Origin of the sequence: Saccharospirillum alexandrii, from assembly GCF_043641555.1 — a bacterium.
Classification (GTDB): Bacteria; Pseudomonadota; Gammaproteobacteria; order Pseudomonadales; family Natronospirillaceae; genus Saccharospirillum; species Saccharospirillum alexandrii_A.
This window is the reverse complement of the sequence record NZ_JBHZRJ010000003.1, coordinates 628,846-651,285: the sequence shown is the minus strand read 5'-3', so window position 1 is coordinate 651,285 and position 22,440 is coordinate 628,846. Positions and strand designations below refer to the sequence as shown.

Sequence of the window (22,440 nt, the reverse complement as noted above, 5' to 3'; positions counted from 1 at the left end):
ACTGTGTGCAGACCGCACAAGGCGGAACGGGTGTGCAGAAGGTTTCTCTGGAAGGTGCTGGAGTGGTATCCCGTAGGGGACTCGAACCCCTGTTACCGCCGTGAAAGGGCGGTGTCCTAGGCCACTAGACGAACGGGACACGTCAAAAGCGGTGGGAACTTTAAGGTCGAGTCTGAATACTGTCAAGCAAATCTTTGTTTTTATACGTTTTTTTAGATTACACTGCTGACTATAAACCCAAGTTCAGCCGCCGCCCCTCCGGGCTGGGTCGTCTGCTGGAAGAATATGAGAGGCCACATGGGCGCGTCCACTACGACATTGCTTGGTGTTATCGCAGTCGCCATCATCAGCCTGATGGTTATCGGCATGCTCATTGCCCAGGGCCGTCACAAAGCCCGCGCCGCCAATAAAGAGCTGCTGCAAAACTTGCTCAACCAGCAACGCAAGCTGAACAACGTATTGCGTGGCCTGCCTTCGTCATTCCTATCACCCGAGTTACGCGATTTTATCTACCAGGCGTTGCTGCAAAACATCAAAGCACAGATCCCTCTGTCGGCCGATAAAGCCAAGTTGCTGGAGGAGGATTTTCAGGAGCTGGCCAAAGAACGCGCCCGGCTGCGCAAGAACCCGCCTTCGGCGGTAGCCCCGCGCCTGAATTCGGAAGAGACCAATCTGCACCGGCAAACGCTCAAATCCCTGTTTCTATTCATTAAGCGCAATTACGACAGCGGCCGCCTGAACAAAACCGACGCCGACAAACTCCTCAACCAGGTGGAATACAAACTGGTAGAAACAGCCCTCGATTATTTCAAAACCCGCGCCGACCAGGCCATGGTGACCAAGCACTTCAGGGAGGCGCGCGTCGCTTACCAGAAAGCCATTGATACCATCGCCACCTCGCGCCAGGCGCCGCTGTTCAAGCAGGAAGAGATTGAGCTGCGTACCCGCCTGCAACAAATCATTGAAGCCTGGCGTAATGATCGCAAAGCCCAATCCAGTGGTCAGGCGGAGCGACTGGCGGCCGATATGGAAGGCCTGATTGATGACCAGGAAAGCTGGAAGAAAAAGAATGTCTACGACTGAGTCACCCTCTGTTCGCCTGGCCGAGCGCATTCTGGCCGGATTCGACCAGCACTATCAGATTTTCCGCTCTTACTGCCAGCGCGCTCATCAGGGCTTTTTGAACGCCCAATGGCTTGAGCTGCAAGCCATCCACAGAGACAGAGTCGACCTCTATGACGCCCAGGTCGACTTGTGCGTCCAGTCACTGCGTGAATGCAATGAAGGTCTGGATCCAAAGCACTGGCAAGGCGTCAAACAATTGCTCAGTGAGCAGCTGCGCCATCACCCCCAGCCCGACCTGGCGGAAACCTTTTTCAACTCGGTCTTTTGCCGGCTGTTCGACCGACGCTATTTCAACAACGAATACATCTTCGTCGAATCCGATGCGCTTTGGCGCCATTATGAGACCGACGAAGACCTGGTGCGCCGCTATACGGTCGATGGCAATCTGGAAGCGACCATACTGCAACTGCTGAAAGACATGGACATCGGCCTGCCGTTCGAGAACGCCCACCGGGATGTCCGACACCTGATTCACCGGTTCCGGACGCAGGAGCCGGAACTGGCAAAAACCGCCTCCAAGTACAGCATCGACCTGATCACTACACCGTTTTTTCGCAACAAGGCCTGTTATCTGATCGGGCGGTTGAACCTGTCCAACCGGACACTGCCCTTTATTGTGCCGGTACTGAACAACGAAGACGGCTTCCTCTATGCCGACACCCTGTTGCTCGACAGCAATGCCATGGCCATCGTATTCGGCTTTGCCCGGGCCTACTTCTTTGTAGACACCGGCAGCCCCATGGCCATCGTCAATTTCTTGCGCAAGCTGATGCCCACCAAAACCCGGGCCGAACTCTATTCATCGATCGGGTTGCACAAGCAGGGGAAAACCCAGTTCTATCGCGAGCTGCTGCAGCACATGGCGGTCAGCGACGATCAGTTCGAAATCGCACCGGGCATCAAGGGCATGGTGATGACGGTGTTTACCCTGCCCTCCTACCCCTATGTGTTCAAAATCATCAAAGACAAGTTCGCTCCCCAGAAAGACATGACGCGTCAGCATGTCAAAAACCAATATCACCGGGTCAAGCAGCACGATCGGGTTGGCCGCATGGCCGATACCTGGGAGTTTTCCAAGGTTGCACTGCCTCTGGATCGCGTTTCAAAAGAGCTGCAGCAAGAGCTGGCACGGGTGGCGGAATCGAGTATTCGCTTTGAAAACGACCAGTTGATCATCAACCACTGCTACATCGAGCGCCGGATGATCCCGCTCAATCTCTATCTCGAAGACCCGGCCCGAGAAGCGCAACAGGAAGCCGCTCTCAGGGAATACGGCCAGGCCATACGGGAGCTGGCAGCGGCCAACATCTTTCCTGGTGACATGCTATTGAAGAATTTCGGGGTGACGCGTCACGGACGGGTGATTTTCTACGATTATGATGAAATCGACTGGGTGACCAACTGCAATTTCCGTCGGATTCCCCCTCCACGCTACCCGGAAGACGAAATGGCCAGTGAACCCTGGTACAGCGTGGCACCGAACGATATTTTTCCGGAAGAGTTTGCCACCTTCCTGTTCAACGAAGCCCGGCTGGAGCGCTACTTTGTGACTTACCACGCCGCCTTGCTGGATGCAGACTACTGGCGCGAGGTACAGGATGAACTCAACGCGGGTGTGGTCGCCGATATTTTTCCCTACCCGGACCACATCCGCCTTAGCCGCCCCTGACAGGCGACGACAAGCCAGCACTTCGTGCGTCAGTTCTGCTCGTTACGGGGTTGAGGCACCAGCCGGCCTGCCGTTTGCAACGACAGGGTTCCGTGCTGCTGCGCACTGATCACAAACCGGCCACAGTCAGCCCCGCCGGATGCCTGGCACTCACCCAGCCCTTCAATCGTCGCTTCAGGCGTCAATTCCAAAATACGCCGGTCTTCGGTAACACAGACCATTTTGCCGGCTTCCAGTTGTGCCGCGTCACCCCCGAGCGATACCCGCACCGACATCAGACAGTGGCGCGGCAACGCCTCACTCAGTGCGCCATCCGGGCTGCCATCGTCTTCTGGCTGAACCGTAACCGTTCCGGATTCCGTCAGGGTCTGGTCCACCAACGGCACCAGACGAATTTTTGCCGTCTCAGAAAGGGCGATGGCTGCCTCCCCCGAGCCTTCCGTTTCCGCCACCGCCGAACCGGCCAGTACCAGCATCACCATGCCAACCGACCAACTCAGCGATTTCTCAAAAGGCGCTCTCATGTTCATCCTCACGTCAATAAACCGATAAAAACGGGGCCAGTTTACCAGAATCAGAGGCGTCAGGCAGACCTCATGCCTTGCCAACACGAAAAGATTCGGTACACAATGAAACGCACCTTTCCAGGATAACGCTGCCCAATGTATAAAAAGCTGCTGATCTTTCTGCTGGTTGTCACTGCGGTGGTTGCTGCACTGGTTTATTACGACCGGAACCGGAGCAACCCTTGGGGGTCTGACGTTTTCTTCGGATCCCTTGGCACGGTCTTCGGGGCCTGACACCGGCGTATTAAGAAAAAATTAAGCAAGAAACTAACGGCAAATCAATGCGCTTTTGCCTACACTGAATTTGAACAGGCTATCGCCAAACACTCACCTGCCCTCCGTCTCAGGACTCAGGGGCAGGCCAGTGCGCATCACGACAACAACAAGACAGACTGAAAAAGGGATACATTATGTCCGGCATACTCTCGATGATTCTGGCCGGTGGCGAGGGCACCCGCCTGGCACCACTTACTTCGGTCCGAGCAAAACCGGCGGTACCGTTCGGCGGCAACTACCGCATCATAGACTTCGTGTTGAATAACTTCGTCAACTCGGACCTGTTGCAAATCTTCGTTCTGACCCAGTTCAAGTCCCATTCGCTGATGAAGCACATGAGCCGGCGCTGGCGCGTGACCGGGCTGACCAACCGGTTCATCGACCCGATACCGGCCCAGATGCAAATGGGCAAGCACTGGTATCAGGGGACGGCCGATGCCATTTACCAGAACATCGAGCTCATTGAAGGCATGGATCCGGAGGTCGTCTGCGTGTTCGGGGGCGACCACATCTACAAGATGGATGTCCGCCAGATGGTGGAATTTCACCGCAGTTTCGACGACGCCAAGCTCACCGTTGCAGCCATTCCGGTTCACATCAGCCAGGCCGACCAGTTTGGCATCATCGAAATCGATGAAAACAACAAGATGATTGGCTTTCAGGAAAAGCCGAAAAAAGACCCGAAAACCATTCCCGGCCGACCCGACTACGTGCTGGCCAGCATGGGCAACTATGTATTCGACGCGCCCACCATGGTGCAGTGTCTGAAAGAAGACGCCGAAAGCTCGGATTCCGTGCACGACTTCGGCCACAACATCATTCCCGACCTGTACAAGGCCGGTGTGGTGTACGTCTATGACTTCTCCACCAACGTGATCCGCGGCGAGCTGGAACACACCAGCGGTTACTGGCGAGATGTGGGCACACTCGATTCCCTTTACGAAGCGAACATGGATTTGCTGGCGGTCGAGCCCCCCTTCGACCTCTACAACAAGCACTGGCCACTGCGCAGCTACCATCCGGCCGTGCCACCAGCCAAGTTCGTACACGACGAAGCCAACCGCACCGGCCAGGCGATCAGTTCCATTGTATCCGGCGGCTGTATTATCTCCGGAAGCATCGTGCACCGCAGTATTCTGGGCTACAACTGCCATGTTCACAGCCACGCCTACGTCGACAACTGCGTGATGATGGGCAACAACGACATCGGACGCGGTTGCCGCATTCGCCGCGCCATCATCGACAAGAACGTGAACATTGCCCCGGGAACGGTCATCGGTGAAGACCCCGAGCACGATCGCCAGCGCTTCCACGTTTCGCCGAACGGTATCATCACCATTCCAAAAGGAGCCCAGGTTGGCTTCGAATAAATCTCCCCTGAAGGTTCTGGTCATTGCCTCTGAAGTTGAGGGGTTGGTAAAAACAGGCGGGCTGGCCGATGTCGCCCGCGCCCTGCCAGCCGAGCTGGTTCGTCTCGGGCACGACGTGCGGCTGGTTACGCCAGCCTATGCCAAAACCCGGGCCGTCTGGTCGCAGTGGCCGCACCAGAGTCTCTGCGTTCACCTGAATGCGTTCGAGGAAACCTGGCTGGCCACCCGCACCGGCGAGCACCAGGGCATACCAACCGTGCAGATCGAGCACAGTGACAGCTTCGACCGCCCGGGTATCTACGACAACGGTGCCACGCCCTATGAAGACAATGCCCGGCGCTATGCCCTGCTCAGCAAAGGGGCCTTGCAATGGTGCCGCGACAACGACTGGCAACCCGACATTGTGCACGCCAATGACTGGCAGGCTGCACTGGCCTGCTTCTATCTGGCCGAGCACTTTCGCTATGAACCCTTCTTTGCCCACAGCCGTTCCGTTCTGACGCTGCACAATGCGGCCTATCAGGGGCAGTGCAGCTCCGGCTGGTTACGAACTCTGGGTATTCACGAACAGTTTTTCCACCCGGGTGCCTTCGAAGACCACGGCCAGATCAACCTGCTCAAAGGGGGAATTCGGTTTGCCGATGCCATCAACGCAGTGAGCCCGGGCTACGCGGCTGAATTGCTCAGTGATCTCGGCAGTCACGGTCTGGGACCCATCTTCCGCGAACGGGCCGACGCCCTGAGCGGTATTCTCAATGGCTGTGACTACGGCCAATGGTCGCCGGAAACCGACCCGGACCTGCCGGCACACTACAGCAGCCCGAACGATGGCGGTAAGGCTCGCTGCAAAGCGTTGCTGAAACAGGAACTGGGGCTTGCAGAAGGCGACGCTCCCCTGCTGGTGTCGATCAGCCGGCTGGCCGATCAGAAAGGCTTTAATCTGTTGATTCCTGCACTATGGGAAACCCTGCGAAACACTGATGCCCAGGTTGCCCTGCTCGGCTCGGGCGATGTGAACCTGGCGGCCCAACTGCACCGGCTGGCACGGGAATACCCCAGCCGGGTCGCCTTCGTGGAGGGCTACGACAATGCCCTCGCCCACCGGCTCGAAGCCGGAGGCGACGCCTTTTTGATGCCGTCGATTTTCGAGCCGTGCGGGTTGAACCAAATCTACAGCCTGCGCTACGCCACCTTACCCCTGGTGCGGGCGGTAGGGGGTCTTAAAGACACCGTCGTCCCGCTGGCCGACGATGGCACCAATGCCGGCCAGGCGACCGGGTTCATGTTTGCGGATCCAACACCGGACGCCCTGATCGCCGAACTGCACCGCCTGATTCGGGTCTACCAGGAACAGCCGGAGGTCTGGCTTGGCATGCAACGCACCGCCATGAAACAGCGCTTTGAATGGTCAACAGCGGCCAAAGCCTATGTCAGCCTGTACCGAAAACTGCTGAAAGTCCCCCGACATTGAAGTCTGTTCGTTCGCAGCTCGGGAGCTACCCCTGGCTGCGGATGGGCTTAAACCCATAATAGGCCAGCAAGGTAGCCACCAACGCCATGGCGGCGGCGAACCAGTACACAATGCCGGTGCCCTGCCACAGCCAGCCAGCAATCAGGTTGCCGCAGATCAGCCCGACGCCCATCCCCATCGAGACATACAGCCCCTGCCCAAACCCTTGTCGGCTGGGTGGAAACAGCCGTCCTACCCGGTGAATCGCAACCGAGTGCACCACGCCAAACGTCAGGGCATGCATGCCCTGGATCAGCAATGCCAAGGCGAAGCTTTGCTCCAAATTGGCCAGCAGAACCCAGCGCACCACGGTAATGCCCAGAGCAAAAACAATCAGCAGCCGCTCACTGAAGCGTTGAAACCAGCTAGCGATAAACAAAAACACCACAATTTCACAGATAGAGCCGAAGCTGATCAGAAACCCGATGGTCGTTGCACTGAAGCCCCGGTCTTTCAAAAACAGATCAAAAAAGGTGTTGTAGGGCGCCAGGCCCAGTTGCCACAAAAACACAACCGCCATCAATATGACCACCTGCGGCCAGTCGATAAAAGCATTCTCCAGCCCCTTTGAGGCTGTTCTGTCTTCAGCGCGCAACCGGGTCTCTTTCGGAATAAGCCAGGTGGAGGCCCACATCAGACCACAGAGCACGGCGCCTATGACGGGTAAAATGGTGACCGGATACCGGTCCAGCGCTGCACCCAGCGTCCAGACGATGACCACATAACCGGCCGAGCCCCAGAGACGGATCTGACCATAGCGGGACCGGTCTTTGCCCAGAACGATTAACGCCACCCCCTCCATCTGCGGTAACACCGCCGACATAAAGACGCCAAAGAGCCCGAATACAGTCAGGTACCAGAAAAAATCGCCGCTCTTTAGCGCCAACAGGTAAAACACCCCCATCAGCACATAGCCAATGCGAATCAGCGGCAGGCGCTGACCGGTGCGATCACTGATCAGGGTAAACAGAAAGGGAGCAAAAACATTAACACCAAAGACCGTAGCGACAATGACGCCAATTTGCTGGGGCGTCAGCCCCTGGGCAGTAAGGTAGCGCGCCAGATAGGGTGTAAAAACGCCGAACAGAGTGAAATAGGCGGCGTACATCGGTGATAGCCGTCGCGATTTCTGAGCAAAACTCAGTGTGGTGATGTCGGTCATAAAATCCTTGTCGGGAAACAAAAACCGGTTAGGGGGTGGCTCGAATATATCGGGTTAAGCGTAGATCAGGATTCGGGCTTTGCAGCACCGGCCGCCTGCTTCAGAGCCTTCTGACGGGCACGCCGCTCGGCAAAGAAGTCAGACATCAGGGTCGAACATTCGTCGGCAAGAACGCCACCGGTCACGTCAATACGGTGATTGTAGGGGCCGTTATGCAACAGATTCAGATTGGAAGCAACCGCTCCACTCTTGGGCTCGACCGCGCCATATACCAATCTTGCTATGCGGCTATGCACCAGCAAACCGGCGCACATGGTACAGGGTTCAACGGTGACATACAGCGTCGCGCCCGGCAAACGGTAGTTCCCAACCGCGAGACACGCCTGTCGGATGGCCTGCATTTCGGCATGCTGGCTCGGGTCCAGCGCACCGATCGGGCGATTGTAGCCCGAAGCGATCACTTCGCCATCGAGCACCACGACCGCTCCAACCGGCACTTCGCCTTCGGCGGCTGCCAGCCTGGCCTGGTTCAGTGCCAACTGCATTGCAGCGCTATCATCCAACTTACCCGCGTCGTTACCGGCCACACCCACTTCTCCCGTAAACCCGATTACCGTCAACCCTTACCAGAGTCGATCGGGCGCAAGAATATCAAACTTCCAGACCAAGTGCGGTATTGCTGTGAGGTTAACTGGCTTGCCCCCGCATCCGCTTAAATGACCCATGGCGAATCCCCGAGGGGGTCTGGCAACTAACAATGGCTTCGAACAGCATTGGCCCTCGGTGGCGAAGCGTACAGTTTGGTAATGAGAATGGGAGCAGACATGGCTAACAGTTACCTCAAAAGCCACCAAATTGGTGGCCTCTGAAGTAACAGCAGGGAATGAAAGACTTGTAGGGGTGTTGCCTAAGTAACGATCGGCGCCTATTCGCCTTACCGATTTTCTGCTTTGCTGATCGCGATGGTACCTGAGTCGTACTGGCGGAACCGGCATTCAGGCAAAGCGTATTATTTTATCGTCATGTCGTTTCGGACAGAGGTCACGCCTTCGATACTACTGGCAACTGCGACGGCCCTATCCATTGCTTCCTGTGACTCAATAAAGCCACTGAGTTGCACAACGCCTTTGAACGTCTCAACATTGACTTCGCGCGCCTTGACGATCGGGTCATCAACCAAAGAGGCCTTCACCTTGGTGGTTATCCAGGTGTCATCAAAGTATTCGCCCGTACTTTCCTGAGTTGCACTGCCCGCACAACCGATAACAGTCGTTAACAGCAGTACCGCGAGCAGTGACGCAAAAATTGATCTTGTCGGATTCATGACTAAAGTCTCCAGTTACCAGTACTTGGGTTAATACTGTCGGTCGACAGTAAAGCCCACCTAAAGAATTGATTAAGCCGAACGTAGGCCAGCCGGGTTAAAACACACCAGGCTGGCGACACCGCTCAGCGAGCAGAACCACGCTGAAAGAAACTCAGAATAGCCAGCAAGATAACCGCGCCGATCAACGACACGATAACACTCAAAATACTGAGGCCATCGTTAATGGAGCCTGCGCCGAGCAAAGGCCCAATCAGCCAGCCACCGATTAGAGCGCCAACAATGCCGACCACCACATTCAAAATAATACCTTGCTGGCCATTAGTACCCATGATCATGCTGGCAATCCAACCGATCAGGCCACCCATGATGAGCCAAATGATAATACCCATGACGTTTTCCTCCTTTTCTCCGGACGCACAAGGCATCAGAAAGAAAAGCATACGTCTGCTGTGGTGATGTTACCGTGCGCTACCGTACTGTTTGCCCCTTTTTAATGTCATTGACTCGACTACAGTCATTAAAAGCGGAACACCGGGGCCATCACCATGTGATTACATTCCAGATGGTGCATAGGCTGAAGATCAGTTCCCGTCTGTGGCATCTTCTATAGCGTCACCAGCATCATCAATGCTGTCATCCATCTTCTCGCCGGCTTCCTCCAAGGGTCCGTCTCTGTCGCAGCCAGCTAACGTAATAACAAAAACACTTGCGATAAGGGTGGCTGACAATGCTTTGTTGATTTTCATGGTATTGACTCCTGGCAGGTGATTGAAATGCACTGCACTGAACTCTGACTAAGCGGGTGTTCAGACAGTATTGACTCTGCTCCTAAACGGAGTTTCCCGTTGAACTGAACGAAACGTCGTTAAGGCAGAAACGAATGATGGCAGGCGACGTTAAAAAGGTCTGTTCGCCCGCGAACAAACGATCCTACCCCGTTGCGTGCCTGCTAACCGATCTTCCTTACAAAACCTGACAGAAAACCCCAAGGTAAATTTACGTACAACACCTGGTCTCTGTACGATGGCGCGCAGACAACCAGTCACTGATACTGGAAACTTGATTGTTCACAGGGGTGGAAGCCGAAAGGCAGTCACTTTTCGTCCGCGCACTGCACAGCCCGCAAAGCTGCACACAATGCCTATACGGCAATGGAGAACACCATGGGTAAAGCAACCAACAGTGAACACGCCACTACAGACCGGCTATCGGAGAGTGCTCACGGCTCAGTAGACCAGATAGCCAAAACAGCCGGAAAGGCCGAAGAGCGAATCCGTCATGAAGCCGCAGACGTGAAAGCCCACGCCAAGGAAGCCGGGCAGAAGACGCGGGAACGCACTGACGACGCGCTGCAGTCTATTAGTGGCTTTGTGCAGGAAAACCCGATGATCTCGCTCGGACTCGCATTTGCCGCAGGAACCTTGCTGTCTGCACTGAAGCGTCCGTCATAATGTCCAAACGAACCAGGTTGAAGCACAGAGCTGCGTTGCTGCGCGGCGATATTGACCGTCGTGCAGACATTGCTCACCAACGCATCCGCAATCTGGTCGGTCGAGCGACACGGTTCGCATATAGCCCGGCTGCCCTACCCATTGCCTTTGTTTCTGGTGTACTGGCCGGGCGTCTGGGTATGCCCGGCATCAAGAACGCGCGGGACCTTCTAACCACCCTCGCCGGTAATGTGAAAGCCGAAGATATCATCTCTGGCCAGGTTGGCTCTTCCACACGCTGACTGTTATCTTGTTTGCTCTTCGGCGTCGCCACCTACTAGCGATCTGGCATGGGCAAGCAAGGTAAACACACTTGAACGACTCTCACGAAAAGTAAGATCGCGGGCAATATGACGTAACCGCCAAATAAGCAGAGCCGCCAAAAAAAGATTACACAAGGCAACCGTTACAACAGCACCTAACAAACTGACATTGTTTAAGCCATCCAGGATGATTACCGCAGCGGTACTGGTAAAAAGCCACCCCGCCACTAGCAGCAGCCCGATCACTACACAGAGTTTCAGCATCGTCAGTGCTGTACTCCCAAACAACTGCGTCTCTACCATGGCAAGGCTTATCATATCCGATGGCATTGATCTAAGAATGGTCATAACATCCCGAATATTACTTGCCATATTTTCGGTTGTATCGGTTTCTTTCACGACCCCACATCCCTATTGTTCAAAGCGCGTTTTCGGGCTCGCCGGCGAATTAACGTCGCGGGCACCTGCGTCAACAACGCCGGTTGGAGGCAGTCATGTGCCTTCAAGTCAAAAATCCCGCCGCGTCCTGCCCGTTAATAGCATCACAACGCCAGCGACAGCAGAGGCAGCACCTAGAATCATGAACCAGGTCGTGGAGTCAGTAAAACGACCGGTCACTGCTTCAGTTACCTGGTCACCCAGACTCTGCGATGATTGATAGGCAAAGAAAAGCAGGATCAGGCCTACGACCAGCAGTACCAGGGCTATAACTCTCTTACTCATCATATCCAACTCCTTTTTTTTTCGATCTGACCGGTCAACCTGCCGACATCCGCAGGCGTATGTACTCTGAAATCGAGTCGTTAAAGCGCTTATTTCTGCTTTTTCTTAGGGTCGTCGTTGATCTCTCCCAATACGGCCCCGGAGTTTCCTCCCTGCTTACCGCCTTTACCCTTTTTGTTGCTGCTTTTGTCAGCAGCCGATTTATCGCCGACTACCCCCATATTTTCCTTCTTCGATTTATCCTGAGTCTGGTTCTTGTTCATGAGCTGTTCTCCTATGAATGTCGTGTTTGGGTATTGCCTGGCGCCGCGAACGAACACAGATACACGGCAAGACTCCCAATCATCAAGCTAGTGAAATCGCGTGCAGAGGTCTGTGCGATGACCCACCAAGCGAACAAAGTATTTGCAGGGTGCGCTTTCGAACAGACGCCTACGCCGCCAGCGATGATCATAAGGGCTAGCGTTTGCGTTGGCAGACAAACCCGCCATTCGCTTCGTCACGGCCTGCCCATAACACATGTTGGCGCAGTTCGGACGTTTAACCCGAACACTTAAAGCAAGGAATGTCTCATGATCAGAATCCATACAGCGGCAATAACGTTCTGCGTGCTGGGTGCCCTACCTATGGCATTATCGGCAGAAAAATTGCAATTCGGCCCCGATCAGGGCGAACAGGAATTTTCAATTTCCGGAACCGGTAGCAGTGATCAGGAATTTAACAGTGGTAGCTTTGGTGTAACCGGTGATCTTGGCTGGTATCTCGGAGACAGCCTGGTTGCCGGTATCCGGCAAAGTGTGAACTACGCCAGTATCAGTGGTGAAAGCATCACCAATGATTTCTGGAACGGCTCTACTCGCGGCTACGTTAACTATCAGTTCCTGAATGACCGCGCACGGCCTTTCGTGGGCGGTAGTCTGGGTGGTATCTACGGCGATGGCGTTAATAACAGTGCCTTCGCTGGCCTGGAAGGTGGTTTGAAGTATTACGTGCAGTCAAAAACCTACTTCCTGTCGCGTGTTGAATATCAGTTCCTGTTCGACAGCACCAGCGATGCCTCCGATTCATTCCAGGACGATGGCGTCTGGGCCTATACGGTTGGCCTGGGTTACAACTTCTAAACTGAACGAACCGCCAGCACCAGCAAACTAAGCACCAAAAGATCGGCAGAGGCTTTCGCCTCTGCCGATCTTTCGTTCTTCCCTGAACGAAAAAGAACTACCTGGCTATCATTCGCGACGTTCAAACATCGGCGCCGCACTCAGGTCATCACGGGTTAACACAACGCGCAATTCCTGATCATCGCCAGTACCGGTACGTGTAACGTCATCCCAGCCAATGGCGACGTCTTTTTCACCCATACCCAGGAAACCGCCAACACCGACGACGATGGCGACGACCTGACCGCTTTCATCAATAATCAGTTCGCTGATTTCGCCAACCACATCACCATCGTTACCCATCACCTGGGCACCGATCAGATTGGTTGCATGCATGCCATTGGCCGGAACCGTGTCCATATAGCCAGTGTTGTTCATGCCAGTCTGGTCAAGATTGCCCCGGTCATCCTGCATTTCATTGTTATTGGACAGATCATCGTTCTGGTCCATTTCAGTACTGCCCGGAACGTACTCAGCATCGGATTCAGTCGCATGCTGGTCGGCCAGCAGTGCACTTGCACTGAATGCAATAAAGGGGGTAACCAAAGCGTAACAAGCAAAAGATTGTAATTTTTTCATGTGAATCTCCTTCCAGTCGAGTAAGTCGGCTGCTCTACAAACGCGAGTCTGGCCAACGGCTTCATCAAGGCTCTTTTCCCTGGCATCAGCGCCAGAAACGGAACTGAATCACCACTCTTTGTGATGTTCAGGATGAAGTACAAGATTACGCGCGCTAAACTGACCGGTCGGTTCGTTGACGCACCCAGGGGGAGCAGTGAACCAAGCAGATAAGGGCGGCCAAGAATCAAACTGGCAATCGGGCTCAACCCAACCCTCGCAGCCTCAGGCTGCAGGCGTGCTGCGCTCGAACGGACACTTCTAGCCAGCACTCAATAACCATTCGAATTGCCCGGTTCTAGCTATCTTTTTACAGTTCGATGACCACCTGCTGCTGATTCAAGGCAAGACAGCCTTTCATCAGCCTTCACCAAACGCCACCTCAACACTATGGTCCAGATGATCGTCGGTGAGCTGAACTCGCAGACCAATGCAGTCGGCACCATCCGCCGTTACACGGGTCACCTGATTCGACTGTGAACCGGTTCTTCTGAGGGTAATGTGGTAATGAGTGTCACCAAATCGGTAATGTATGCTGTAGCTAGTCCAGTCTGCTGGTACACAGGGTTTGAAGCGCAGGTAGTCGGCCTCGCGCTGCACGCCGAGCAACGTTTCCACGGTCAGCCGGTACATCCAGCCAGCGGCACCGGTATACCAGGTCCAGCCACCGCGGCCGATGTGGGGTGCTTCACCATACACATCGGCACACATAACGTAGGGCTCGACTTTATAACGTTCGATGGCTTCGGGTGTGCTGCCATGGTTAACCGGGTTGAGCATGGCAAAATATTCCCAGGCACGTTCGCTGTCACCCAGCATGGCAAAAGCCATGGTGCTCCAGATGGCGGCGTGGGTGTATTGGCCACCGTTCTCGCGCACGCCGGGAATGTACCCCTTGATGTAACCCGGCTCCAGATCCGACGTATCAAAGGGCGGGTCGAGCAACTGAATGATCTGCTTGTCGCGTCGCACCAGGCGCTGGTCGACCGCCATCATTGCCTGGTGCGCGCGTTTGGTGTCGCCCCCTTTCGAGATGACCGCCCAACTCTGGCTGATCGAATCGATCTGGCATTCATCGTTACCGGCTGACCCCAGTGGCGTGCCATCGTCGAAATAGGCACGCCGGTACCAGGCGCCATCCCAGGCCCGCACTTCTATGTTATCGCGCAGTTTTGTCGCCTCGTCATTGCATAAGCCGGCAAATTCGAGGTCATGACGGTCTTTTGCGAGGCCGGCAAACAATTCGAGATTTTCAACCAGAAACCAGGCCAGCCAGACGCTTTCTCCCCGACCTTCCTTGCCAATCAGGTTCATGCCATCGTTCCAGTCACCACAGCCGATCAGCGGCAAGTGATGGGCACCAAAACGTAACCCGTGTTTCAGTGCTCGCACGCAATGGTCATAAAGGCTGGTCGCTTCCGATGATTGTTGCGGTTGATCGTAATAGGCCTCTTCTTCGGCGCACAGCTCGCGTCCCTCCAGAAAATGCACGGACTCGTCAAGCACGCCGGCATCCCCGGTCGCCCTGACGTAGCGACAGGTTGCATAGGGCAGCCACAGGTAGTCATCGGAAAAATGCGTGCGTACGCCCTGTCCGCCCGGCGGGTGCCACCAGTGTTGCACATCGCCCTTCAAAAACTGGCGACTGGCATGCCGGAGCAATTGTTCACGCGCAAGCCAGGGCGTGGCGTGAATCAGCGCCATCGTATCCTGCAACTGATCGCGAAACCCGTATGCACCGCCAGACTGGTAATAACCACTGCGCCCCCACAGACGACAAGACAATGTCTGGTAGACCAGCCAGCCGTTCGCCATGACGTTCAGTGCCGGGTCTGGTGTCTCGACACGGACGGCTGCCAGGGTGTGGTTCCAGTATTCCCACACCGATTCCAGTGCCTGGCGGGCGCCTGCCCGACCACCGAATTGCTGCACCAGATGTCGCGCCTCGTTGGCGTCGGCTGCCGCGCCAAACACGAAGACAATATCGCGCTCTTCGCCTGGTTCAAGTTCGATGGGCGACTGGAGTGCCGCGCACGGATCGAGACTGGCACCGGTGGTCCCCGACAGCTTTTTCCGGCGCATTGCCGCTGGGTTGACGAGCGAGCCGTTTCGGCCAATAAACTCGGTTCGGTTACCACTGACTGATCTGTCGCGCGCACTGGTCTGCGCAAAGACGACCCGGCCACCACTTTCACGACCGTAGGTGTTGTGGGCGAACAACGCGCCCGTATGCAGATCAATATCGGTGACGATGTGCATCAGGTTGCCATCGCGTAATTCACCTAGCACCAGCTCCCAGTATGCCGTGAGTGATAAACGGCGCGTGCGTCTCGACCTGTTTTGCAATGTTACTACTACACACTTGACTGGTGCGTCCATGGCCACATAGGTGGTCATCTGGGAAACGATGTCGGATTGCCGATGTTCAAATACGCTGTAACCGAAACCGTGTCGGCAGACATAACCGGATTGACCACGGGCAGGCAATGGCGTCGGTGACCAGAATTCGCCGGTGTCTTCGTCACGAATGTACATTGCCTCGCCACTGTTGTCCGTCACCGGATCGTTATGCCAGGGCGTCAGACGGAATTCGTGCGCATTACCCACCCAGGTATAGCCGCTGCCACTCTCACTGATGACCGTACCAATGTGCGGACTGGCGATGACATTAGCCCAGGGCATGGGCGTGGTCTCCCCGGGTTCCAGGGTGATAACGTACTCGCGGCCATCCAGCGTGAACCCTCCCAACCCATTGCAGAACAGGCGTTCGCGCGACGCCAGTGGAAAGGCCGGTTCGGTACCTCCCTGTCGCACCGGTACCAGCAAGTCCGAGGGCCGATCGCTCGACATACGACGATCGACTTGTTCAATCAGCGTCTCGGTCGTGTCACTGAATACCAGGCGGGAAACAGTTTGCAGCAGCACCCGCTCATCTTCTGAAAGCTCTTCGGCACGTCGCACAAAAACGCCGCCTGGTTTGTCGATAACCTGGGTTTCAGGGCCTGCATTGATCAGCCCGACGATCAGATCCTGTAACTCCGCCCTGTAGCCGGAGAACCCTTCGTTGACGATCACCAGGTCAACGGTCAGGCCGTTCATGCGCCAATAAGCGTGCGCCTGCAACACCTGCTTGACCAGGTCGATACGACCGACATCACCGATAAGCAACAACACGATGGGCAGATCTCCGGAGATCGCAAAGCGCCACAGCCCCGACTGCCGCAACTGATTCCGGGCGATAACCCCCGGGGCCGCCCGACGCATGGCATTGCTGTAAATTACCGAACTGGCCAGACGACCAAACGCCTGGGCATCGGCTTCGGTTGCATTGAGATGCCTCAGCACCTCCTGGCACTGGAACCAGGCCATCTCGAACGCGCGCTCAACAAAGTGACGGTCGCCGTATTTTTCAATCAACGCCAGCGCCGCTTCGCGCGTGGCAGCTACGCCGGAAATGATTTGCACGCTCGAAGATTCATCCGGCGATAACGTCAACAGGGCGCGAATGGCTACGCAAGGGTCGAGCACCGCACCCTGGGTGTTCGACAACGCCGACGATTCGTTCTGGCCATTGAGAACCGTCGGATTGGCTACACTGCCTCCGCGACCAATAAAGCGAACCCGGTCGGTCTCGCAGGAGGGCTCGCTCAGCGCCAGTCCCGGAGCAGCAAGCAGGTGAAACATCCAGGGGGGATGCTCGCCGGGTGTGCGCGGGCGCCGGGTACAGAGAATGGCCAGTTCACCGGGCAGAATTTCAGTGTGCACAAACAGATTGCTAAAGCTGCGGTGGGCCATGTCGGCGTTCAGCGGTGCCAGTACCACTTCGGCAAAACTGGTCATTTCAATGCGGCGGCGACGCGATGACTGATTGGTCAGGGTGACGCGGCGAATTTCAACGTCGTCTTCCGGCGACACACAGAGTTCGGTGTGCGTGTCGATGGCGTGGTCACGCCGGCGGTATTCCGCACGTGCCTGCACAAAAATCGCTTCGTAGTGATCGGCCGGACGCAACGTTGGCTGATGCGCCGCAGACCAGTAGTCGCCACTGTCCCGGTCACGCAGATAAATAAAGGTGCCCCAGTTATCGCAGGTGGCATCTTCACGCCAGCGAGTCACGGCCAGGTCACCCCAGCGACTCGTGCTGCCACCGGCATGGCTGACCATAACGTGATAGCGCCCGTTCGACAGTAAATGAACTTCCGGGAATCGAGTATCCGGGTCAGCAAACACACGCATTATCGACCCGATATCGGCATCCGGCGGGTTGGCTGCAGCAGTTACTTCTGCCGCATGGGGGTAAAGAGTATTCCCCTGCTTTGGCACCCGCTCCTGCAGCAACAAGTCGGTTGCCCGGACCAGTGGGTCAGATAAAAAGCGGCGCTGCATGGGCTGGTCTAACAGCACATGCGCAAAGGCCAGCAAGCTCATGCCCTGATGATGCGCCATGAAGGACTGCACGATGGCGAAGGGTTTGCCCCGTGGCACGCGCGAGGGCGTATAGTCGATCGCTTCAAAAAAACCGTAGTCGTCGAGAAAGCCTTCTGCCGCCAGAACGTGCAAGTTGCGGCAGGCAGCTTGTGGCGCCACCGTGAGCGCCAACGCACTGGCATAAGGCGCAATCACCAGATCGTCCCCCAGCCCGCGTTTGAAACCGAGACCGGGCACACCAAAGGCCCGGTACTGATACACATGATTCAGGTCGGTGGCGTTGTAGCAGGATTCGGAAATCCCCCAGGGCACGTCGCGTTGCCGGCCATATTCTATTTGACGCGACACCGCCGCCTTGCAGGTTTGCTCCAGCAAGGTATTGGGGTAGCTTGGCATAAGCAGTTGCGGCATCAGGTACTCGAACATCGAGCCGCTCCAGGAGATCAGGCTGACATCGCCACCATGACTGGTCAGCAAACGGCCCAGCGCGAACCAGTGTTTCTGCGGTAACTGCCCCTGCGCAATGAGCAGAAAACTGGCCAGACGCGCTTCCGACGCCAACAAGTCATAACAGGCCAAATCGCGACGCCGTTCACTGAGATCAAAACCAATGGTCAGCAGTCCGCTGCTGGTATCGTATAAAAAGTCAAATTCCATCGCGGCGAGCAGCGTGCAACGGTGCCTCAGGTCATCGATGCGGTCGATGTGCGATTGTGCACCTGCCTCTCCGGCACCGGCCAGATCGAACCGACTCGGCAGCCCGCTGCCCTGCCATCCATCGGGCAGTAACCCCTCAAGCTCGACCCGAACGGCTCGCAATTGCCGCTCAAAGTCGCTGGCCCAGTAGCCCTGTTTATCCTCAGAGCCCAGCGGGTTTGCCGGTTGACCAGACAGCGAACCAACACGGTCGAACTGCGCCAGTGCACGGGTGACCTCCGTCACCGTTTTCAGTGGCCCGGCTTCAACCAGACCACTCAGCAAGTCTTGCAGGGCCAGCAGGTTTACCGCCCCGCTCGCCGGTGGTTGCTCTGCCAGCACCGCCAAAGTGTCGTACAAACCTTGCCAGGCCGTGTGAGCAAACACAGGCTGGTGTTTCATCTCGGCCAGCCCAGCCTGCAAGGTGAGCAGGCTGCCGGCCAGGTTGCCGCTGTCTACCGAAGAGACATAATGCGGGTGAAGCGGTTGCAGCGTGTGAGTGTCGTACCAGTTGAAGAAATGGCCGTGATAGCGTTCCAGCTTTTCCATGGCGGTCAGCGTATGGTCGAGGCGCGTCAGGCACTCACCGACGGTCTGATAACCAAAATCAACCGCTGCCAGATCGGCCAGCAGCGACATACCCATATTGGTGGGCGACGTGCGCGAGGCAATAGCCGGTGCGGGGTAGGCCTGAAAGTTATCGGGTGGCAGCCAGTTATCGTCCGGGCCGACAAAGTCTGCGAAATAGCGCCAGGTGCGTCGGGCCGCTTTGCGCAGAAATAATTGCTGCTCGCCGCTCAACCCGGGGCGGGCAATCTCAAGTGGCCGGCTAAGCCACCAGCCAGCGACGGGTGACAGCAGCCACAGCAACAGGATCGGCGTTGCAACCAGCCACACAGCCGGTTCGCTGCCGGTCACCGCCAGAGCCAGAACCAGCCCTACTGCCAGCACCGGAGCCACCCACATTTCCCGATAGAACTCACCCGGCGTAGAACAGGCATTGCGCCGGACATAACCCGGCAGATGCCATAACAACAGGCCACGTCGACCCAGCGTCATGCGCAGGCCCGAGTGCCAGATTGCCCCGAGCAGAATTCGCGAGTCGTAAGGCAAAAAGGCCAGCGTTAACAGAGCCAGCACGCAGGGTTTAAACGCAGATCTGCCAACCCGTTTCACATGCAAAAGCCAATTGAATTCTCCGGGTTTGCGAATCAGTTCGATCAGCGATGACAGCCAGGCCGGCACAAACAACACCGTCAGCACCAACAGCGTCCACACCCAGGCCGAGCCTGCCCCAACCAGCCAGCCACCCAGCAGCAAGCCAAGTAGCGCTGGCGTTACCAGACTGCGCCTCAGGTTATCGAATATTTTCCATATCGACAGTGCCGACAACGGGTTCGGCTGCCGGGTCGATCCACCGCGCGCGACACCCGCCGGCCCGGGAACACTTGGCAACAGCCACCCTGCCAGTTGCCAGTCACCCCGAACCCAGCGATGGCGCCGGCTGGCTTCATTGCTCATGCTGGCCGGTTGGTCTTCAATCAGGTTAACGTCGGTCACCAGCGCCGAACGGGCATAGCCGCTTTCGAGCAGATCGTGACTGAGGACAAGGTTTTCCGGAAAGCGCCCGTCCAGAGCACGGCGAAAAGCGTCAACGTCGTAGATGCCCTTGCCCACAAAGGAGCCTTCACCGAAGACATCCTGATACACGTCGGAGACTTCGCGCGTGTAGGGGTCGAGCCCCGCTTCACCGGCGAACAAACGGCTAAACCCGGACTGGCCGGCACTGACCAGGCTGATCGAAGCTCGGGGTTGCAGAATCGCATAGCCTTCCACAACCCTTCCGGCGGCCGCCTCATACACCGGCCGATTCAGTGGATGCGCCAGATTGCCAATGAGGGTGCGCGCTGCATCTCGCGGCAATTGTGTGTCGGTATCCAGCGTAATGACGTACCGGACCGATGCCAGCAGGGACTGATCGCCAATGATGTCCGAAAAGGCATCCATCGCCTCACCCCGAAGCCGGGCATTGAATTGCTCCAGTTTGCCTCGTTTGCGTTCATAACCCATCCACACCTGTTCATACGCATTCCATTGCCGTGGCCGGTGAAACAGATAAAACAGACAGGGTTGATCATCATGGTAAGTTGTATTCAGTGCGTCGATTGCAGCACGTACCTGCGCCAGCAATGCGGCGTCTTCCGGCTGCGTTTGTTCGCCAGCATCGTGAAAATCCGTCAGTAGCGCAAACGTCAGATTCGGGTCCCGGTTACCGAGGTAACGAATCTCGAGCGCTTCGACCAGATGATCGATCTCCTGCTGACTGCCCAACATCGTAGGCACCACCACCATGGTTCGGTGTTCATCGGGGATACCTTTTGAAAAATCGAGTCTGGGCAATACACGCGGTGGCAGTACCAGCGTAATGGCCCGATTCACCAGCGCCACCGCCAACGCTGACGCAGCCAGCATGGCCGTCAGCAGAAAGAACACTCCCTGCCACAGGCTGAACAAGGCACCCTCTGCCAGGGAAAACACAACAAGGGTTGTGAGCAACGTCAGCAACGTTATGGCTCCGAGATACAGCGGCAGGCGCACGCCCCGCCCCATTCGTTTCAGACGGGTTCGCCAACTCAACTGACAGCCGACGGCACACTCAAGTTCCGGCAGTCCCCGGTCGATCAGGTAGTAACCAACATGGGCACTGCGTGCATCCCGGCCAAGCTGCACCGCCGCCACCTGGGCGAGCCCAATGGCTTTTCGAGCCACCTTACTTTCGGCGCGACCGCTGCCTCGCGCCACGTCTTCGATGACATGGCGGTAACGGTCACGGGTCGAGAAATCCTGCAAGGCGTGCATGCCGGACGGGTCTTCGCACAGGATTTTTTCCACGTCACTGAGCGATTCGACACAGAGCTTCCAGTCCATGGCACTGATGAACCGCAAACTGCCGATGCTGTTGGCAATGGATATCTGATTGTCCGCATCGGTTCGGCCCGCGGCTTCCGAGAGTTTGGTGGCCGTCACACCCTGTTCAAGCAGCTTTTGTTCAACCCAGGTTTGCACAAACGCCATAGCCGGCCCCTGAGCCTGCAGCCGTTCATAAAACTCCTCCACAAAGGGCGCTGTGAGCGGAACATCGGCATGGGCAAACTCGGCCAGCAGTTGAATCAACTGCTTCGGGTCAGTTTCAACGGCTGCCAACATCCGGTCGGCCCAGTTAATGGCGGTATCTCGTTCTTCGCGTCGTTGCGCGATTCGCACACCAACCCGGCGCAGGTTCTCGAGCAGCGCCAGTTGTAACATGATGGGAAAGGCCCAGAGCTCACCCAACCGCAGCGGTTCAACTTCCTGATAGGCGGCGATTAATTGAGTGACGTTATCGCGATCGACCCGACCATCCATATGGGAAATCAGCGCCAATGCCAGATCGTAAATACGAGGAAAACCGGTTGAGGGACCGTTGGCCAGACGCGGCAACTGCCGGCTGTAACCGCGCGGCAGATGCCGTCGTGCCAGGTTGATTTGCTGCTCTATCAGATAGAAGTTGTCGAGCAGCCAGGCTTCCGTTGGCCGAACGCTCTGGCCTGGTGTCGCTACAGTGGTAACAACGTCATAAGCGGCCAGCAGAACGCGTTCGTTATCGGCCAGGCGAGGCAGCAGCTTGTCTGCCCCGGGGGTCGGGTCAATCTGGTGCTGCGCTGCCAGATTACCCGCGTGACGCTTGAGCTGCTCGATGCTGAACAGTTCTGCGCGCAGCAATTTGGTTTCACGATCCTGGCGCAGCCCATTCCCGGTTAGAGCCGAAAAAATAGAGGCTTTAATGGTTAATACTCCCTACCAACCCTTACCAAGCCTGATCGCGCACAAAGGTGCATCGACGTCGGCCAAAACATCCATAAGGTTGAGGGCATCGAGAGAAAACCATTTCCCAACGCAGCAGCAACAAAACAGACTTAAGGGGTCCTGCAGATCATCCAGTCGCCGTGGCACTGGTCGTTGGTGTTGCCAGGCTTAAGTTTATTTCTGCAGGGTGTAAGGGTCTGTGCGGTTACGA

At 56.4% G+C, this 22,440-nt stretch carries 18 protein-coding genes and 1 tRNA gene; 7 read left to right on the top strand and 12 right to left on the bottom strand.

What is annotated here, in order from left to right:
• Positions 1–63 precede the first annotated feature (63 nt).
• Positions 64–139, bottom strand: a tRNA-Glu gene (locus ACHUE7_RS13180).
• A gap of 158 nt (positions 140–297) precedes the next feature.
• On the opposite strand from ACHUE7_RS13180, the gene ACHUE7_RS13175 reads away from it, so the two are divergent.
• Both ACHUE7_RS13175 and aceK read left to right on the top strand, forming a co-directional pair.
• Positions 298–1,083 carry a hypothetical protein gene (locus ACHUE7_RS13175; protein ID WP_348476104.1) on the top strand — a complete coding sequence of 262 codons (786 nt, stop codon included), beginning with the start codon at positions 298–300 and terminating at the stop codon, positions 1,081–1,083.
• On the top strand, positions 1,070–2,794 hold the full coding sequence (gene aceK / locus ACHUE7_RS13170) for a bifunctional isocitrate dehydrogenase kinase/phosphatase (RefSeq protein WP_394170383.1): 1,725 nt from the start codon (positions 1,070–1,072) through the stop codon (positions 2,792–2,794). The genes ACHUE7_RS13175 and aceK overlap by 14 nt, the downstream gene beginning before the upstream one ends.
• Positions 2,795–2,823: 29 nt before the next feature.
• Here aceK and ACHUE7_RS13165 read toward each other — a convergent pair whose 3' ends face one another.
• Positions 2,824–3,318 carry a hypothetical protein gene (locus ACHUE7_RS13165; RefSeq protein ID WP_394170382.1) on the bottom strand — a complete coding sequence of 165 codons (495 nt, stop codon included), beginning with the start codon at positions 3,316–3,318 and terminating at the stop codon, positions 2,824–2,826.
• A gap of 452 nt (positions 3,319–3,770) precedes the next feature.
• On the opposite strand from ACHUE7_RS13165, the gene glgC reads away from it, so the two are divergent.
• On the top strand, positions 3,771–5,006 hold the full coding sequence (gene glgC / locus ACHUE7_RS13160; protein WP_394170381.1) for a glucose-1-phosphate adenylyltransferase: 1,236 nt from the start codon (positions 3,771–3,773) through the stop codon (positions 5,004–5,006).
• Positions 4,993–6,477: a glycogen synthase gene (locus tag ACHUE7_RS13155; protein ID WP_394170380.1), complete on the top strand. Its 1,485-nt coding sequence runs from the start codon at positions 4,993–4,995 to the stop codon at positions 6,475–6,477. The genes glgC and ACHUE7_RS13155 overlap by 14 nt, the downstream gene beginning before the upstream one ends.
• A 25-nt stretch (positions 6,478–6,502) precedes the next feature.
• Here ACHUE7_RS13155 and ACHUE7_RS13150 read toward each other — a convergent pair whose 3' ends face one another.
• From ACHUE7_RS13150 to ACHUE7_RS13130, 5 genes are all read right to left on the bottom strand, one after another.
• On the bottom strand, positions 6,503–7,678 hold the full coding sequence (locus ACHUE7_RS13150) for an MFS transporter (protein ID WP_394170379.1): 1,176 nt from the start codon (positions 7,676–7,678) through the stop codon (positions 6,503–6,505).
• Positions 7,679–7,743: 65 nt separating this feature from the next.
• Positions 7,744–8,265, bottom strand: coding sequence for a tRNA adenosine(34) deaminase TadA (tadA, locus tag ACHUE7_RS13145; protein WP_394170378.1), 522 nt, complete (start codon positions 8,263–8,265; stop codon positions 7,744–7,746).
• 422 nt (positions 8,266–8,687) lie between these two features.
• Positions 8,688–9,002: a BON domain-containing protein gene (locus ACHUE7_RS13140; RefSeq protein ID WP_394170377.1), complete on the bottom strand. Its 315-nt coding sequence runs from the start codon at positions 9,000–9,002 to the stop codon at positions 8,688–8,690.
• A 125-nt stretch (positions 9,003–9,127) separates the two neighbouring features.
• A complete protein-coding gene (locus ACHUE7_RS13135; protein WP_394170376.1) occupies positions 9,128–9,394 on the bottom strand; it encodes a GlsB/YeaQ/YmgE family stress response membrane protein in 267 nt (88 codons plus the stop codon).
• A gap of 192 nt (positions 9,395–9,586) precedes the next feature.
• On the bottom strand, positions 9,587–9,751 hold the full coding sequence (locus tag ACHUE7_RS13130) for a hypothetical protein (protein ID WP_394170375.1): 165 nt from the start codon (positions 9,749–9,751) through the stop codon (positions 9,587–9,589).
• 417 nt (positions 9,752–10,168) lie between these two features.
• Here ACHUE7_RS13130 and ACHUE7_RS13125 point away from each other — a divergent pair, with 417 nt between their 5' ends.
• Together ACHUE7_RS13125 and ACHUE7_RS13120 are read left to right on the top strand one after the other, a co-directional pair.
• The gene (locus ACHUE7_RS13125; RefSeq protein ID WP_394170374.1) at positions 10,169–10,456 is read left to right on the top strand and encodes an ElaB/YgaM/YqjD family protein; all 288 of its coding nucleotides are present in this window, start codon (positions 10,169–10,171) and stop codon (positions 10,454–10,456) included.
• Between the two features lie 17 nt (positions 10,457–10,473).
• On the top strand, positions 10,474–10,737 hold the full coding sequence (locus tag ACHUE7_RS13120) for a hypothetical protein (protein ID WP_394170373.1): 264 nt from the start codon (positions 10,474–10,476) through the stop codon (positions 10,735–10,737).
• A 3-nt stretch (positions 10,738–10,740) separates the two neighbouring features.
• Here ACHUE7_RS13120 and ACHUE7_RS13115 read toward each other — a convergent pair whose 3' ends face one another.
• From ACHUE7_RS13115 to ACHUE7_RS13105, 3 genes are all read right to left on the bottom strand, one after another.
• Complete coding sequence (locus ACHUE7_RS13115; RefSeq protein ID WP_394170372.1) at positions 10,741–11,157, bottom strand: hypothetical protein; 417 nt, start codon at positions 11,155–11,157, stop codon at positions 10,741–10,743.
• Positions 11,158–11,265: 108 nt separating this feature from the next.
• A complete protein-coding gene (locus tag ACHUE7_RS13110) occupies positions 11,266–11,484 on the bottom strand; it encodes a DUF3185 family protein (RefSeq protein ID WP_394170371.1) in 219 nt (72 codons plus the stop codon).
• Between the two features lie 86 nt (positions 11,485–11,570).
• A complete protein-coding gene (locus tag ACHUE7_RS13105; protein ID WP_394170370.1) occupies positions 11,571–11,744 on the bottom strand; it encodes a hypothetical protein in 174 nt (57 codons plus the stop codon).
• A gap of 309 nt (positions 11,745–12,053) precedes the next feature.
• On the opposite strand from ACHUE7_RS13105, the gene ACHUE7_RS13100 reads away from it, so the two are divergent.
• On the top strand, positions 12,054–12,602 hold the full coding sequence (locus tag ACHUE7_RS13100; protein ID WP_394170369.1) for a hypothetical protein: 549 nt from the start codon (positions 12,054–12,056) through the stop codon (positions 12,600–12,602).
• Between the two features lie 108 nt (positions 12,603–12,710).
• On the opposite strand, the gene ACHUE7_RS13095 is transcribed toward ACHUE7_RS13100, so the two are convergent.
• Together ACHUE7_RS13095 and ACHUE7_RS13090 are read right to left on the bottom strand one after the other, a co-directional pair.
• A complete protein-coding gene (locus ACHUE7_RS13095; protein WP_394170368.1) occupies positions 12,711–13,220 on the bottom strand; it encodes a PRC-barrel domain-containing protein in 510 nt (169 codons plus the stop codon).
• A gap of 399 nt (positions 13,221–13,619) precedes the next feature.
• Positions 13,620–22,145 (bottom strand): GH36-type glycosyl hydrolase domain-containing protein, encoded by an 8,526-nt coding sequence (locus ACHUE7_RS13090; protein ID WP_394170367.1) that lies wholly within the window; start codon positions 22,143–22,145, stop codon positions 13,620–13,622.
• Positions 22,146–22,440: the final 295 nt, after the last annotated feature.

What these genes read in the sequence shown, in the direction of transcription:
- ACHUE7_RS13165 (WP_394170382.1), bottom strand. Translation starts at nt 3,318, where the DNA reads ATGAGAGCGCCTTTTGAGAAATCGCTGAGTTGGTCGGTTGGCATGGTG.
- ACHUE7_RS13125 (WP_394170374.1), top strand. Translation starts at nt 10,169, where the DNA reads ATGGGTAAAGCAACCAACAGTGAACACGCCACTACAGACCGGCTATCG.
- ACHUE7_RS13100 (WP_394170369.1), top strand. Translation starts at nt 12,054, where the DNA reads ATGATCAGAATCCATACAGCGGCAATAACGTTCTGCGTGCTGGGTGCC.
- ACHUE7_RS13175 (WP_348476104.1), top strand. Translation starts at nt 298, where the DNA reads ATGGGCGCGTCCACTACGACATTGCTTGGTGTTATCGCAGTCGCCATC.
- ACHUE7_RS13140 (WP_394170377.1), bottom strand. Translation starts at nt 9,002, where the DNA reads ATGAATCCGACAAGATCAATTTTTGCGTCACTGCTCGCGGTACTGCTG.
- aceK (WP_394170383.1), top strand. Translation starts at nt 1,070, where the DNA reads ATGTCTACGACTGAGTCACCCTCTGTTCGCCTGGCCGAGCGCATTCTG.
- ACHUE7_RS13135 (WP_394170376.1), bottom strand. Translation starts at nt 9,394, where the DNA reads ATGGGTATTATCATTTGGCTCATCATGGGTGGCCTGATCGGTTGGATT.
- ACHUE7_RS13105 (WP_394170370.1), bottom strand. Translation starts at nt 11,744, where the DNA reads ATGAACAAGAACCAGACTCAGGATAAATCGAAGAAGGAAAATATGGGG.
- glgC (WP_394170381.1), top strand. Translation starts at nt 3,771, where the DNA reads ATGTCCGGCATACTCTCGATGATTCTGGCCGGTGGCGAGGGCACCCGC.
- ACHUE7_RS13110 (WP_394170371.1), bottom strand. Translation starts at nt 11,484, where the DNA reads ATGATGAGTAAGAGAGTTATAGCCCTGGTACTGCTGGTCGTAGGCCTG.
- ACHUE7_RS13095 (WP_394170368.1), bottom strand. Translation starts at nt 13,220, where the DNA reads ATGAAAAAATTACAATCTTTTGCTTGTTACGCTTTGGTTACCCCCTTT.
- ACHUE7_RS13150 (WP_394170379.1), bottom strand. Translation starts at nt 7,678, where the DNA reads ATGACCGACATCACCACACTGAGTTTTGCTCAGAAATCGCGACGGCTA.
- ACHUE7_RS13130 (WP_394170375.1), bottom strand. Translation starts at nt 9,751, where the DNA reads ATGAAAATCAACAAAGCATTGTCAGCCACCCTTATCGCAAGTGTTTTT.